General features: G+C 52.5%; 14 protein-coding genes and 1 riboswitch. Of the genes, 13 read left to right on the forward strand and 1 reads right to left on the reverse strand.

Annotated elements, in window-relative coordinates; genetic code table 11:
* Positions 1-7: 7 nt before the first annotated feature.
* The 4 genes from ACTHTK_RS06950 (at position 8) to ACTHTK_RS06965 (ending at position 3,761) form a co-directional block, all read left to right on the forward strand.
* Entirely contained in the window at positions 8-352 is a 345-nt protein-coding gene (locus ACTHTK_RS06950; protein ID WP_107724073.1) for a CidA/LrgA family protein, read from the forward strand.
* The gene (locus ACTHTK_RS06955) at positions 352-1,050 is read left to right on the forward strand and encodes an LrgB family protein (protein ID WP_371459879.1); all 699 of its coding nucleotides are present in this window, start codon (positions 352-354) and stop codon (positions 1,048-1,050) included. The genes ACTHTK_RS06950 and ACTHTK_RS06955 overlap by 1 nt, the downstream gene beginning before the upstream one ends.
* 42 nt (positions 1,051-1,092) lie before the next feature.
* Positions 1,093-2,313, forward strand: coding sequence for a bifunctional glutamate N-acetyltransferase/amino-acid acetyltransferase ArgJ (argJ, locus tag ACTHTK_RS06960; protein ID WP_107724074.1), 1,221 nt, complete (start codon positions 1,093-1,095; stop codon positions 2,311-2,313).
* 77 nt (positions 2,314-2,390) lie between these two features.
* The gene (locus tag ACTHTK_RS06965) at positions 2,391-3,761 is read left to right on the forward strand and encodes a chloride channel protein (RefSeq protein ID WP_107724075.1); all 1,371 of its coding nucleotides are present in this window, start codon (positions 2,391-2,393) and stop codon (positions 3,759-3,761) included.
* A gap of 76 nt (positions 3,762-3,837) precedes the next feature.
* On the opposite strand, the gene ubiB is transcribed toward ACTHTK_RS06965, so the two are convergent.
* Positions 3,838-5,349, reverse strand: a complete 1,512-nt coding sequence (ubiB, locus tag ACTHTK_RS06970; protein WP_070649421.1) for a ubiquinone biosynthesis regulatory protein kinase UbiB — start codon at positions 5,347-5,349, stop codon at positions 3,838-3,840.
* Between the two features lie 207 nt (positions 5,350-5,556).
* Positions 5,557-5,654, forward strand: a riboswitch (glycine riboswitch).
* 209 nt (positions 5,655-5,863) lie between these two features.
* Here ubiB and gcvT point away from each other — a divergent pair.
* From gcvT to ACTHTK_RS07015, 9 genes are all read left to right on the forward strand, one after another.
* Positions 5,864-6,964 (forward strand): glycine cleavage system aminomethyltransferase GcvT, encoded by a 1,101-nt coding sequence (gene gcvT, locus ACTHTK_RS06975; protein WP_440378530.1) that lies wholly within the window; start codon positions 5,864-5,866, stop codon positions 6,962-6,964.
* 146 nt (positions 6,965-7,110) lie between these two features.
* Positions 7,111-7,650: a hypothetical protein gene (locus tag ACTHTK_RS06980; RefSeq protein ID WP_440378570.1), complete on the forward strand. Its 540-nt coding sequence runs from the start codon at positions 7,111-7,113 to the stop codon at positions 7,648-7,650.
* Between the two features lie 36 nt (positions 7,651-7,686).
* Positions 7,687-8,085, forward strand: a complete 399-nt coding sequence (gene gcvH, locus ACTHTK_RS06985) for a glycine cleavage system protein GcvH (protein ID WP_063068454.1) — start codon at positions 7,687-7,689, stop codon at positions 8,083-8,085.
* A gap of 107 nt (positions 8,086-8,192) precedes the next feature.
* Positions 8,193-8,744, forward strand: a complete 552-nt coding sequence (locus tag ACTHTK_RS06990) for a DNA-3-methyladenine glycosylase I (protein WP_314459282.1) — start codon at positions 8,193-8,195, stop codon at positions 8,742-8,744.
* Positions 8,745-8,799: 55 nt separating this feature from the next.
* Positions 8,800-11,652 carry an aminomethyl-transferring glycine dehydrogenase gene (gcvP, locus tag ACTHTK_RS06995; RefSeq protein ID WP_440378531.1) on the forward strand — a complete coding sequence of 951 codons (2,853 nt, stop codon included), beginning with the start codon at positions 8,800-8,802 and terminating at the stop codon, positions 11,650-11,652.
* Between the two features lie 225 nt (positions 11,653-11,877).
* Positions 11,878-12,687: a bifunctional hydroxymethylpyrimidine kinase/phosphomethylpyrimidine kinase gene (thiD, locus tag ACTHTK_RS07000; protein WP_107724078.1), complete on the forward strand. Its 810-nt coding sequence runs from the start codon at positions 11,878-11,880 to the stop codon at positions 12,685-12,687.
* 111 nt (positions 12,688-12,798) lie between these two features.
* Positions 12,799-13,218 (forward strand): OsmC family protein, encoded by a 420-nt coding sequence (locus ACTHTK_RS07005; RefSeq protein ID WP_440378532.1) that lies wholly within the window; start codon positions 12,799-12,801, stop codon positions 13,216-13,218.
* A gap of 261 nt (positions 13,219-13,479) precedes the next feature.
* Complete coding sequence (locus tag ACTHTK_RS07010; protein ID WP_070587508.1) at positions 13,480-14,193, forward strand: GntR family transcriptional regulator; 714 nt, start codon at positions 13,480-13,482, stop codon at positions 14,191-14,193.
* Positions 14,194-14,265: 72 nt separating this feature from the next.
* Positions 14,266-15,045: a DeoR/GlpR family DNA-binding transcription regulator gene (locus ACTHTK_RS07015; RefSeq protein ID WP_049332174.1), complete on the forward strand. Its 780-nt coding sequence runs from the start codon at positions 14,266-14,268 to the stop codon at positions 15,043-15,045.
* The last annotated feature ends 83 nt before the right edge of the window (positions 15,046-15,128 follow it).

The raw sequence follows: 15,128 nt of genomic DNA on the forward strand, positions 1-15,128 counted from the left end.
CGGCTTAATGAATATTATTCGTGCCTTATTGGTGGTATTGGGTTGCTTGGCTTTGGGCGAGGCGGCCGTTTGGATTTTGGGGTTGAAGCTGCCGGGCAGCATTGTCGGCATGGGTTTGCTGTTTGCCGCGCTTCAGGCCGGCTGGGTCAAATTGTCTTGGGTGGGAGAACTGGCAGATATTTTGATGGCAAACCTGACTTTATTTTTGGTGCCGCCTTGCGTGGCCGTCATCAGCTATTTAGATGTGATTGCAAACGACTGGTTTTCGATTTTGACGGCCACAATCGGCAGTACGATCTGCGTATTGTTGGTGACAGGTAAAGTGCATGAGTGGGTCAGGAGGTGGGTGTGATGAACATAGACGGGCTGTTGCGCATGCCCTCGGTCATGCTGTTCCTGACTTTGGCCGTATATGCTTTGGCGGTGCAGATTCGGGCGCGCACGGGGAATGTGCTGTGTAATCCGGTATTGATCAGTACGCTGGTGTTGATGGGGTATTTGAAGGTATTTTCCATTGATTACGAGCTGTACCATTCTGCTTCGCACTTTATTGATTTTTGGTTGAAACCGGCAGTTGTGTTGCTGGCGGTGCCGCTTTATCGAAATTGGGACCGTATCCGCAGCCAGTGGTTGCCGGTGGTGTTGTCTCAGTTGGCGGGCAGCGTAACAGGTATTGTTACAGGCGTGTATTTTGCCAAATGGCTGGGCGCTTCGCGCGAAGTGATTCTGTCGCTGGCTTCCAAATCCGTGACCAACCCGATTGCGATTGAAATCACGGCATCGGTCGGCGGTATTCCGGCGATTACAGCGGCAACGGTGATTATTGCCGGACTTTTTGGCCAGATGGCCGGATATAAAGTGTTGAAAGGGGCGTTGTATATGCCTTCTTCAGTGGGAATGTCTTTGGGTACGGCCTCACATGCGATGGGTATTGCGGCGTCTTTGGAATACGGCCGCCGTATGGCCGCATATGCCGGCCTGGGCTTGACGCTCAACGGCGTGTTGACGGCGATATTGGTTCCTATCTTGATTCCCTTATTGGGCGTATAGCGTTTAGGCCGTCTGAAAATAGTGTAAACAGGAGAAAATGATATGGCTGTAAATTTGACTGAAAAACGTGCAGACGAATTGTTGGAAATCGACGGCATCCGTCTGTTTACAGGTCGTGCCGGCATCAAGCAACAAGACCGCGACGATTTGACGCTGATGGTGTTGGGCGGCGGGCATACGGTGGGCGCGGTGTTTACGCAAAACCGTTTCTGCGCCGCGCCGGTGCATATCGCCAAGTCGCATCTGTTTGACCAAGACGGCGTGTGTGCCTTAGTCATCAATACGGGCAATGCCAATGCGGGTACCGGCGCGCAAGGTCGTCTGGACGCGGTTAAAGTGTGTGCGGCGGTGGCGGAACAGGTCGGCTGCCAATCCAATCAAATCATGCCGTTTTCAACCGGCGTGATTTTGGAACCCTTGCCTGTGGATAAAATCGTGGCCGCTTTGCCGCAAGTGCGCCCTGCATTTTGGTCGGACGCGGCGCGTGCCATCATGACGACGGATACTGTACCGAAAGCTGCTTCACGCAAAGGCTTGGTCGGCGAAAAGCACACAGTCCGCGCCACCGGCATCGCCAAAGGTTCGGGCATGATTCATCCGAATATGGCGACTATGTTGTCGTTTATCGCTACTGATGCCAAAGTGTCCCAACCGATTTTGCAGCTGATGACGCAAGAAATCGCAGACGAAAGTTTCAATACGATTACCGTGGACGGCGATACCAGTACCAATGACAGCTTCGTGATTATGGCGACAGGCCGTTGCGGTCAGAGCGAAATCGACAATACCGCCGATCCGCGCTATGCGCAGCTCAAAGCCTTGCTCGGTTCGCTGGCCTTGGAATTGGCGCAGGCTATTGTCCGTGATGGCGAGGGCGCAACCAAGTTCATCACGGTTGAAGTGCAAAATGCGAAAACTCGCGAAGAGGCGCGCAAAGTGGCTTATGCCGTCGCCCATTCGCCTTTGGTGAAAACTGCTTTCTTTGCCTCCGACCCGAACTTGGGCCGTCTGTTGGCAGCCGTCGGCTATGCCGGTATTGAAGACTTGGACGTCGATGCTTTGAAAATGTGGCTGGATGACGTGTTGGTGGCTGAAAACGGCGGCCGTGCGGAAAGCTATACCGAAGAAGCAGGACAAGCCGTGATGAATCGTCCGGAAATTACCGTCCGCATCGATTTGCAACGCGGCGATACGACGGCGGCCGTCTATACCTGCGATTTGTCGCACGAGTATGTGTCGATTAACGCGGATTACCGTTCTTAAAAACCTTTATCCTTGTTTTCAGACGGCCTTTGAGAAAAGTATCAAGGCCGTCTGAACACATTGACTGCGTGCCTATTATGAAATTTCCACAGACTTGGGCGGCGCGCCTCGCCCACAAAATCCGCCAAACCAAACGCCTGTCCAAAAAGAGCATTGCCTTTCTGTTTTTGCTGGCAGGTTCGGCACTGGTTGCCCTGACGGCTTTGATGTTTGCGTACTTGGCGGATTTGGCTTTGGAATGGAACGCTTTGTTAGTGGGAAAATATCCGTGGTTTGCGTGGGTGGCTTTGCCGCTGGGTTTGCCACTTTTGGCGTGGTTTACGCGCAAATTTGCGCCGTACACTTCCGGCAGCGGTATTCCGCAGGTTATAGCTTCTTTGTCTTTGCCGTATGGCGCGCAGAAAACCCGTTTGATTCGTCTGGGCGAAACCTTTTTTAAAATTCCGCTGACGTTTTTGGGCATGATTTTGGGGGCGTCGATCGGCAGGGAAGGGCCGTCTGTACAAGTGGGCGCGGCGGTCATGAACGCTTGGGGCGCGTGGTGTAAAAAGCACGGGCTGGCGTTTAGGGGCATGCAGGAAAACGATTTGATTGCCGCAGGCGCAGCAGGCGGTTTGGCGGCGGCGTTTAACGCGCCTTTGGCCGGCGTGGTGTTTGCCATCGAAGAATTGGGGCGCGGCGTGATTTTGCGTTGGGAACGCCAAATCCTGATGGGCGTGTTGGCAGCCGGTTTCATTCAAGTGGCGATACAGGGCAACAACCCGTATTTCTCAGGTTTTCAAGGACATGAGCTGCCAAACATGCTGATGTGGGCCGTGGTGTCGGGCATCGTCTGCGGCGTGGCAGGCGGATTGTTCGGCAGCTTTTTGTATCGCGGCGCGGCGGCATTCGCACCGGTACGCTGGCGCAGTTTCATCCGCCGTCATTTGTTGGTGGTCGCTTTTGCAATGGGTATCTTGCTGGCGCTGCTCGGTACGTTTTATCAAGGTAAAACCTATGGCACGGGCTATCACGAAGCCGCAGCCGCTCTTAAAGGTGCGTATGAAGCGCCGTTCGGCTTGGCCGCCGCAAAATGGGCGGCGACCGTGTTCAGCTACTGGGCAGGTATTCCCGGCGGTATTTTCACGCCATCGTTAACCATCGGTGCGATGATAGGCGAACACATGGCTTCTTTCGCGCAACTGGGCGACGCATCCAATGTCGCGGTTTTGCTCTGCATGGCCGCATTCCTTGCCGCCGCGACCCAATCGCCGTTGACCGCCGCCGTGGTGGTAATGGAAATGACGGGCGGACAGAATTTATTGTTTTGGATGTTGCTGACTTGCATCTTCGCTTCGCAAGTATCGCGCCAATTCTCGCCGCATCCGTTTTACCATGCCGCAGGTTTGCGCTTCAGACGGCATATCGAAGCCGAAAGCGGAAATGTTCAGCACGAGAAAAAAGAATAGGTTTGGTATATAAAAGGCCGTCTGAAAATCAGATTTCAGACGGCCTTTATTATGTCGTTTAAAGCTGTATTACGGTTTACTTAAACAGCAAAATCAGCAGCAAAACAACCGCAATCACACCCAGCCACAGGCTTTGGCGTTGCTGTACTTTGACCAGATGTACATAGGCATCACGCATTTCCTGTTGGCGGTTTTCATCAACCAGCGCGCTGATTTTACGCGGCAGGGAAGGAATGATTTGCGCCCAGTCGGGGGCTTCGTTTTTGAGGTTGCGCCAAAGGGCTTTGGGGCCGACCTGTTCGTTCATCCAACGCACCAAAAACGGTTTGGCGGTTTTCCACAAATCCAAATCGGGATCGAGTTGGCGGCCCAAACCTTCGATGTTGAGCAGCGTTTTTTGCAGCAATACAAGCTGCGGCTGGATTTCGACATTGAAGCGACGGCTGACTTCAAACAGGCGCATCAGTACCAAGCCGAAGGAAATTTGCGAAATCGGTTTGTTGAACACCGGTTCGCACACGGCGCGGACAGCCGCTTCCAATTCTTCCGCGCGCGTGTCGGCAGGCACCCAGCCCGATTCGATGTGGGCGGTAGCGACGCGGTGGTAATCGCGGTTGAAGAATGCGAGGAAGTTGATGGCGAGATAGCGTTTGTCGTAGTCGGTCAACGTGCCGACGATGCCGAAATCGAGGGCAATGTAGCGGTTGTCGGCGGCGACCAAAATATTGCCGGGGTGCATATCCGCATGGAAAAAGCCGTCGCGGAAAACTTGCGTGAAGAAGATTTCCACGCCGTAATCGGCAAGTTTGTGCAAATCAATGCCGTCGGCTTTGAGTTTGGCAATATCGGATACCGGAGTGCCGTCCATCCATTCGATGGTCAGCACGTCGCTGGTGCAGTAGTCGTAAAACACCTTCGGCACAATCAGCATATCGCTGTTTTGGAAATTGCGACCGAGCTGGCTGGCATTGGCGGCTTCGCGCATCAAGTCCAATTCGTCGTGCAGGTATTTGTCAAATTCGGCCACTACTTCGCGCGGCTTCAAACGCTTGCCGTCTGAAAACAAACGCTCCACCCAGCCTGCACCAAAGCGCATCAGCGACAAATCCTGTTCGATAACGGGCAAAAGGTTGGGGCGCAAGACTTTCACGGCGACCTGTTCGCCCGAATGCAGGCGGGCTTTGTGTACTTGGGCGATGGACGCGCTGGCGACAGGCTCTGTTTCAAATTCCGCGTATAAAGTGTCGATGGATTGTCCCAGTGATTTTTCGATTTGCGAGCGTGAAAGTTGCGCGTCAAACGGCGGCACTTTGTCTTGCAGCCTTGCCAGTTCGACCGCGTAATCGTGCGGAATCAAATCGGGACGCGTGGACAATACCTGCCCGAATTTGATGAAAATCGGCCCCAGGCTTTCCAACGCCAAACGCAGGCGCACGGCAGGCATTTCGTGTTTGAACTTGGACGACTGCGGCAGCATATTGAGGAAAGTCCGCGCCCAACCCGGACGGACCAGCGAGGCAATCAGCTCGGCAAGGCGGTAGCGGTAGAGCGTGCAGAGGATGGTTTTGATGCGTTTGAGGCGGTTCATGATGGACGCAGATAAATCGAAAAAACAGAATTATATAGGAAAAACGGGTAAGGGCTTCAGACGGCCTTGAGACTTTTGCAAAAACATTTGCCGCATGGCTAACAATTTTATAAAGGCTCAGGTTTTGCCGCCCCAATAAAAAGATGAATATTCACATCATAAATATTCGTCGGCTACTTGCCCAAACTGCCGATTCAAGACATAATCGGGGAATGTGCAGGAGAGTGTTACACCCAACTACAATGTAACCACCGAAGGCGCAGACACCCTTAAATCGCTCAGGTATCAGGGACTGCACATTGAAACAAACAATCTGGAGAGCGGCGTTGGAATAACGTCCACCGAAGGGGAGAAGGCCGTCTGAACCACCATTCAGACAACCGCGCAAAGCAGTGAGCAGACTGGTTTGCCATCATGCGGATACGGCCGAAAATCTCAGGTTCAAGGACAGATAGGGTCATCCGCGACAAGTGCGCGGGCGGCATCTGAACAAAAAATCCGGAGAAACTTGAGAATGACTGCTCTGAAAACCACCCCATTTCATCAAGCCCATCAAGATGCAGGCGCGAAGCTGGTAGATTTTGCCGGCTGGGAGCTGCCCATCCATTATGGTTCGCAAATCGCCGAACACGAAGCCGTGCGCACCGACGCCGGTATGTTCGACGTATCACACATGCTCGTTACCGACGTAGCAGGCGCAAATGCCAAAGCCTTTTTCCGCAAATTGATTGCCAACGATGTCGCCAAACTCGCTTTTGTCGGCAAAGCCCTTTATTCCGCTTTGCTCAACGACAACGGCGGCGTGATTGACGATTTGATCGTTTACCGCACCAACGAAGCCGAAACCCAATACCGCATCGTGTCCAACGGCGCGACCCGCGAAAAAGACACGGCGCAATTCCACAAAGTCGGACAAGAGTTCGGCGTTGCCTTCAATCCGCGCTACGACCTTGGCATGCTCGCCGTACAAGGTCCTAAAGCCATCGAAAAACTCCTGACCGTCAAACCTGAATGGGCGGATGTCGTCCATAACCTCAAACCGTTCCAAGGTGCAGACTTGGGCAACGACTGGTTTGTCGCCCGTACAGGCTATACCGGCGAAGACGGCGTTGAAGTGATTCTGCCGGGTACTGAAGCCGTCGCATTCTTCAAAGCCTTGCAAGCAGCAGGCGTACAGCCTTGCGGTCTCGGAGCACGCGACACCCTGCGCATGGAAGCCGGTATGAACCTCTACGGCAACGATATGGACGACGACACCAGCCCGCTCGAGGCAGGTATGGGCTGGACCGTTGATTTGAAAGACGAAAGCCGCGATTTCGTCGGCAAAGCCGCCTTGCTGGCATTGAAAGAAAAAGGCGTTGCCGTCAAACAGGTCGGCCTGTTGCTCGAAAAAGGCGGCATCCTGCGCGCGCATATGGAAGTGTTGACCGACAAAGGCCAAGGCGAAACCACCAGCGGCGTATTCTCTCCAAGCCTGAAACAATCCATCGCCATCGCTCGCGTACCGAAAGATTTTGACGGCGATATCGCCAAAGTGCTGATGCGCGGCAAAGAAGTGGACGTACGCGTACTGAAGCTGCCGTTTGTACGCAACGGACAGAAACAGTTTGATTAATATCGGTTCAGACGGCCTTTTTTGTTAAGGGCCGTCTGAAAGCAGGTTTTAAGGAATTGTTATTTCCTATGAAGGCAACCTTTGGCAGTTTATTGTTGTTATTGATGTTATCGGCTTGCGCTTCGTCTGCCGGCGAGCGCGGATTGATGTTTTTCGATACAGAAGGAAAATCCCGTACTGCAACATTTATGAAAACCATTGGCGGCAATGGAAAGATTGCCGGCGAGGTGATGATAGACGGGGAATATGCTCTTGATATTATCCGCATGAATGATGATTTGAGTATTGCCGTGCAAGATAATAAGGGTAGAAGCCGTGTTTCCGACCTGAAATCATTGTCGCAAGCGAAATCATTTACATTGTTTGCGTTCAGCCGTTATGCAGGAACAGTTGAAGTGGATAAAGTATCGGCTGTTACAGGCATTTGTGCAGATTACCGCAGCAAAGGCCTGAAGATTGCCGTTGCAGACAATATGAGGTCCAAACAAGGAATCGTTGTATTCCGCGCAAGCGGCGTAATGGCAAGTAACAAGCGCAAGATAAACGAAGCATATTTGGATTATTCTGCATCCCCTAAACTTCCTTCCGCCCAAAAGCAAAAATTGGAACAAGATAAAAACAATATGATTGCCGTCCATTATGGACGCTTGGAAGAATTAATCGCACGAGGTATCTGCGCACGCTAAGCTGAGCAGATGCCGTCCGAAAATAACCCCCTATCAATGGAGTATCAAACCATGAGCAACATCCCAGCAGAACTGAAATACGTTGCCAGCCACGAATGGCTGCGCCTTGAAGAAGACGGCACCATCACCGTCGGCATTACCCATCACGCGCAAGAGCTGTTGGGCGACATCGTGTTTGTCGAGTTGCCTGAAGTCGGCGCAAACCTGGCTGCCGAAGAGCAAGCCGGTGTGGTTGAGTCTGTAAAAGCCGCATCTGACGTATACGCTCCGATTGCAGGCGAAATCGTTGCCGTCAACGAAGATTTGCCAAGCGCGCCGGAAACTGCCAACAGCGATCCTTACGGCGCAGGCTGGTTCTTCAAAATCAAACCTGCCAACCCTGCCGATTACGACGGTCTGTTGACTGCCGAACAATACGCAGGCGAAGTAGCTTGATTTTTGCAAACATCCAAACAGGTTTTGCGCCTGTTTGATATTGCAGGTCTTAGGTCGTCTGAAAAATGCTTTCAGACGGCCTTTGTTTCAATTTTTCCTCAGCAAACATGAATTACTGCGAATTTGTCGACACGCTTCCTGACGATACGGACAACCCCAACAAACATTATCACGACACGCAATACGGTTTTCCGATTGAGGACGACAATGAATTGTTTGAGCGGCTGGTGTTGGAAATCAATCAGGCAGGATTAAGCTGGACGCTGATGCTGAAGAAGCAGCAGGCATTTCAGACGGCATTTAAAGGTTTTGACATCGATACGGTCGCCGCATTTGATGAAGCCGATATTGAGCGGTTGCTTGCCGATGCAGGCATCGTCCGCAACCGCCTGAAAATCAACGCAGCCATCTATAACGCGCGACAAATCAAACAAATACAGCAAGAATACGGCTCATTCAAAAACTGGCTGGATGCGAACCATCCGCTCGACAAGGCTGAATGGGTGAAACTGTTTAAAAAACATTTCAAATTTGTCGGCGGCGAAATTGTCGGCGAATTTCTGATGAGTACCGGCTACCTGCCCGGCGCGCATGTGGCAACCTGTCCGGTTTATAGGGAAATATTGGCATGTCGTCCAAAGTGGGCGGAGGCCGTCTGAAACAACATCTGAAAGAAAAAGCGGTTTTGATACCGATAACAAAAAAGGAGTAGAAATGAAACTATCTGAATTATTCAACCCGAACGAATTTGCCGCGCGTCATTTGAGCTTTGGCGACGAGGCTGCGCTTTTGGAAGCGCTCGGCGAGAAGAGCATGGACGATTTTGTCGGCAATACCGTGCCGCAAAGCATCCGTATGCCGTCCGAACTCGACCTGCTCGAGGCTTTGACCGAGGCGGACGCTTTGGCGAAATTGAAAGGCATTGCGTCGAAAAACGTGATCAACAAATCCTATATCGGCTTGGGCTATTACCCGACCCGCGTGCCGAACGTGATTTTGCGCAACGTGTTGGAAAATCCGGGCTGGTACACCGCCTACACGCCGTATCAGGCGGAAATCGCGCAGGGTCGTTTGGAAGCGTTGCTGAACTTCCAGCAGGTGTGTATCGATTTGACCGGTTTCCCTGTGGCAGGCGCGTCTTTGCTGGACGAGGCAACCGCTGCCGCCGAAGCGATGGCGATGGCGCACCGCGTGGGCAAGGTGAAATCCGAACGTTTCTTTGTGGATGCGCGCGTGTATCCGCAAACTTTGGACGTGATGAAAACCCGCGCCAAATATTTCGGCTTCGAGCTGGTGGTCGGCGATTTTGCCAAAGCGGATGAAGGCGAATACTTCGGCGCGCTGTTCCAATATGTCGGCAAAGACGGCGATGTGCAAGACTTGCAGGATGTTATCGGCCGTCTGAAAACCAAAGGCACAATCGTGGCCGTTGCCGCCGACATTATGAGCTTGGTTTTGTTGAAGTCGCCTGCCGAATTGGGCGCGGATATTGCTTTGGGCAATACCCAGCGCTTCGGCGTACCGATGGGCTTCGGCGGGCCGCACGCTGCTTATTTCGCGTTTAAAGACGAGTTCAAGCGTTCCGCCCCGGGTCGCATCATCGGCGTATCCAAAGACGCATCGGGCAAACCTGCCTTGCGCATGGCGTTGTCCACCCGCGAGCAACACATCCGCCGCGAAAAAGCGACATCCAATATTTGTACCGCGCAGGCATTGCTGGCGAACTTGGCCGGTATGTACGCCGTTTACCACGGCCCCGAAGGCGTGAAACGCATCGCCAACCGCATTCACGCGCTGGCTTCTGCCTTTGCCGATGCGCTGGTTTCAGACGGCCTGAATGTGGTTCATAAAGTCTTCTTCGATACCGTTACCGTCGATTTCGGCAGCAAAGAGAAAGCAGACCAAGTGTTTGCCGCTGCTTTGGAATCGGGCTACAACCTGCGCCGCGTGAGCGATACTCAAATTGCGGCTGCATTCCATGAAACATCGGCATACGAAGATTTGGTTGATTTGTACCGCGCGTTTACCGGCAAAGATACGTTCATATTTGCCGATGATGTCAAAGGCCGTCTGAACGCCGAATTGCTGCGTCAAGACGACATTCTGCAACATCCCGTGTTCAACAGTTACCACACCGAACACGAAATGTTGCGCTACCTGAAAAAACTCGAAGACCGCGACTTGGCGATGAACCGAAGCATGATTTCGCTCGGTAGCTGCACCATGAAGCTCAATGCGACTGCGGAAATGTTGCCGATTACTTGGGCAGAGTTTACCGACATCCACCCCTACGCCCCCAAAGACCAAGCCGCAGGCTACCGCGCGCTTTTGACCGACATGGAAAACAGCCTGAAAGCCATCACCGGCTTTGACGCGATTTCTTTCCAGCCCAACTCCGGCGCGCAGGGCGAATACAGCGGCATGCTCTCCATCCGCCGCTATCAAGAAGCCAACGGCGAGGGACACCGCAACATCTGCCTGATTCCCAAATCCGCCCACGGCACCAACCCTGCGACTGCCGCCATGCTGGGTTTGAAAGTCGTCGTTGTCGATACCGACGAACACGGCAACGTCAACATCGACGATTTGAAAGCCAAAGCCGAGCAATACCGCGACGCTTTGTCCGCCATCATGATTACTTACCCGTCCACCCATGGCGTGTACGAAGAAGGCATCCGCGACATCTGCCGCATCATCCATGAAAACGGCGGACAGGTTTACATGGACGGCGCCAACCTCAACGCCCAAATCGGCATCATGCAGCCTGCCGAAGTCGGCGCGGACGTGTTGCACATGAACCTGCACAAAACCTTCTGTATCCCTCACGGCGGCGGCGGTCCGGGCGTCGGCCCTATCGGTTTGAAAGCCCACCTTGCCCCGTTTGCACCGGGACACGCTTTGACCGACACCCACAGCGCCAGTGCCGACCAAACCGCCATTGCTGCTGCGGCCTTCGGTTCTGCGTCCATCCTGCCGATTACTTGGATGTACCTGACCATGATGGGCAAACAAGGCATGGAACAGGCAACACGCTGGGCATTGCTCAACGCCAACTACGTTGCCAAACGTCTGAGCGAAGACTATCCGATTCTGTATACAGGCAAAAACGGCCGCGTTGCGCACGAATGTATCGTCGATTTGCGTCCGCTTAAAGCCGAAAGCGGCATCACCGAAACCGACATCGCCAAACGCCTGATGGACTACGGTTTCCACGCACCAACGGTTTCTTTCCCTGTTGCCGGCACGCTGATGATCGAGCCGACCGAGAGCGAGAGCAAAGCCGAACTCGACCGCTTCATCGCCGCCCTGAAACAAATCAAACAGGAAGTGCTGAAAGTCGAGCGCGGCGAATGGCCGAAAGAGGATAATCCGCTGGTGAATGCTCCGCATACCGCAGCAGATGTAACCGGTGAATGGGCGCATCCGTACTCCCGCGAAGAAGCTGTCTTCCCATTGCCGTTCGTCCGCGAACACAAATTCTGGCCGAGCGTCAAACGGGTAGATGAAGTGTATGGCGACCGCAATCTGGTTTGCTCCTGCTTGCCGATTGACGCATACGAAGATTAAGCCTGAATAGGTTTAAAATTGAACAGGCCGTCTGAAAATGAAAATAGTTTTCAGACGGCCTTTTGTTTGTTAAGATATTTCGCCCGAGAACATACATTTGTTTTTGGTAAAACAACAGATAAGGCATTCGGAAAAATAGACGGCGAATGCCTTTGTTTGCGGATAAAACCAAACGGCTTCCCATTAACGATAAGCAAAAGGCCGTCTGAAAAACAGGAGGATATGATGGACGAACTTTTTATTCAAACGCTGACGATTGCCGGCTCAGATTCCGGCGGCGGCGCGGGCATACAGGCGGATTTAAAGACATTTCAAATGCGCGGTGTGTTCGGCACCAGCGTACTGACAGCGGTTACCGCACAAAATACTTTGGGCATATCAGCAGTGCATCCGATACCGACCGACATGATTGCCGCGCAAATTGCCGCAATTCAGGAGGATTTCCAAATCCGCGCCTATAAAATCGGCATGCTGGGTACGGCGGAAATCATCGAATGCGTGGCGGAACAAACCGCCGAATGCGACTTCGGCAAACGCGTGTTGGATCCGGTCATGATTGCCAAAGGCGGCGCACCGTTGTTGGAAAATTCAGCCGTCGAAGCCATGAAACGCCTGCTGCTGCCGCATACGGACGTATTGACCCCCAATCTGCCCGAAGCGCAGGCATTGACGGGTATCAATATTGAAAACCGCCAAGATGCGGAACGCGCCGCCAAAATTCTTCAGGATTGGGGCGTGAAAAATGTGGTAATTAAGGGCGGCCATCTTGCCGACAGCCAAAGCGAATATTGCACTGACTGGCTGTTTACGCCATATGAAATCATTGAGCTGAACAGCAAACGTTTCCCAACGCCGCATACGCATGGTACGGGCTGCACATTTTCTGCCTGCATCACAGCCGAGTTGGCAAAAGGGTTTAGCGTATCCGAGGCGGTTCAAACGGCAAAAAACTATATTGCTGCCGCCATTTCCCATCCTTTGGGTATCGGGGCAGGGCACGGGCCGGTCAACCATTGGGCGTATCGGGACGAATAATGCGTTCAGACCAATTGTAATTGATTGTATTTTTCAGACGGCCTGACTAGGTTTATCACTTGAAATTGTTTACAATATCGGATTAATGCTTTTACGGATAAAAAAGACACCATGCAAGTTACCTCAAAATGGATAGACGGAATGTGCTTCGTCGGTACAACGGCAAACGGACACAGCGTTATGATGGAAGGCGCGGCGGCTGAAGGCGAAGTCAAACGCGGCCCCAGCCCGATGGAAATGCTGTTGTTGGGTGTAGCAGGCTGCTCCAGCATCGATGTAGTGATGATTGCCGAGAAACAACGCCAAAAAATCACCGACTGCCGTGCCGAAGTGACTGCCAAACGCGCCGACACCGCGCCGCGCGTGTTTACCGAAATCCATATCCATTTCAAAGTGTATGGTCGAGATTTGCAAGAAAGCGCGATTGAGCGCGCCGTACAGATGTCTGCCGAAAAATATTGCTCCGCATCGATTATGCTGGGCAAAGCGGCAAAAATGAGCCACAGCTTCGAGATCGTCGAAACAGAATAGGGCGATTTCAGGGTGGGAGTGTCGGAGCGTGAACCGGCTACCCACAAAAAAAGCAGATATATTCACGCATTAACATGAATATATCTGCTTGCTTTTTATTCCTTTTTCTCTCTCTCTATCAGCCTTTATAACTTGGCTTGTTGACCTCATTGTGCAAGTTTCGTTTAACATTGTCAACAATTTTTAATTATATTTTAAACACCCCCGAAAGCTGCAGGTTTGTAAACGCTTGTGCCTTAATACGGATACTGGGGAAACATTATGGATTACGAAAATAATACCAACGTTGCGCCTGCAACTTCATCGCTTATTTTGGAAGAGCGTCACGATTCGGAACTCTTCCGCGTGTACGCATTGATTTTGGACGGCATTACCGACCATCTGCTGCTGCCGGGCAAAAAACTGACCGAGTCCGAGCTTTGCCGACAAATGGTTTGCTCGCGCAATACCGTGCGTGGCGCATTATCGCTTTTGGCGCACGATAAAATCGTCGATTTGCAGCCCAATCGCGGCGCATTTGTCCATGTGCCGGACTTGAAAGAAATGAAAGACGTGTTCAACACGCGTATCGAAATGGAAAGCATGATTTTGAGCGTCCTTATCGATATGCCTGATTTGGAAACGCGTCTGAAACCGCTTTACGCCATGATTGAGCAAGAGGGTGCAGCCTCCGAAAGCGGCGACCGCGTGGGTTGGAACCGCCTGTCCAATGCCTTCCATGTCGAATTGGCGCGGCTGCTGGACAACGATGTCCTGTTTGAAATTATGAATACCTTGTGCGCGCGCTCTTCATTGATTGTGGCCGTTTCCGATCCGCTTCGCAAAGAAAAGCGCAACATCGATTCCAATTCGCACCATGAACACCGAGAAATCCTCGATTTGTTGCTGGCAGGCAAGCGCAACCGTGTGACCAAAGTCATGCGCCGTCACTTGGGCGCGTGTATGGAACGCTTGGAACAGAAACTTGAGATGTAATCGGTTTGATAATAAAAAGGCCGTCTGAAATATTCAGACGGCCATTGGTTTATCCCTACAAAACGAAACGCCATGAAACCCAAAATCCAAAGACACGAACATATCCTCAGCCTTGTCCGCGAACATAACTTTATGACGGTAGAAGAATTGGCGGCAAATTTGGATGTTACGCCGCAAACCATACGCCGCGATGTGCAGGAGTTGAGCGAGACCGGACAGCTCAAACGCTATCACGGCGGCGCATCTTTGGGCGACGTTTCAGTCGTAACGGCAGGGCAGGAGCGGCGCAACCATCAGCAGCAGGAAAAAAACGCCATTGCCCGTCTGATTGCTTCCACCATTCCCGACAATGCCTCGCTTTTTATCAGCATCGGCACCACCATGGAAGCCGTCGCTGCCGAGTTGGTCAGACAGCGTAAAAACCTGCGGATTATCACCAACAACATCTACGCCGCCTCAATTACCGCAGCGCGTACCGACTACACGGTCATCATCGCTTCCGGCGTGGTCCGCCCCTTGGACGGCGGTATTACCGGCGTGGCGACCGTCGATTTCATCAACCAATTCAAAGTCGACTATGCCATCATGAGTACCCACGGCATAGAAAACGACGGCTCGCTTTTGGATGACGATTACAAGGAAGTCAGCGTCATGCAGGCGATGGTGAACAATGCCCGCGTGCGCTATCTCGGCGTCGACCACAGCAAGTTCAACAGCAATGCCCTGGTCAGACTGGGCGATATCGGCGCATTCGATAAGCTATTTACCGACCGCACACCATCCGCCGCCATGCAGAAAACCCTAAACGAGCGCGGCGTGGCGTGGCAGGTTGCCGACCCTGTATCAAAGTAGCCAAGTCGGGTACAATTGAGCCATCATTCCATTCCTTTCAGACGGCCTGATTGAATGCCCAGGCCGTCTGAAAACAGAAAATC

It is taken from the genome of Neisseria sp. P0006.S009, assembly GCF_051962915.1.
Taxonomy (GTDB): Bacteria; Pseudomonadota; Gammaproteobacteria; order Burkholderiales; family Neisseriaceae; genus Neisseria; species Neisseria subflava_E.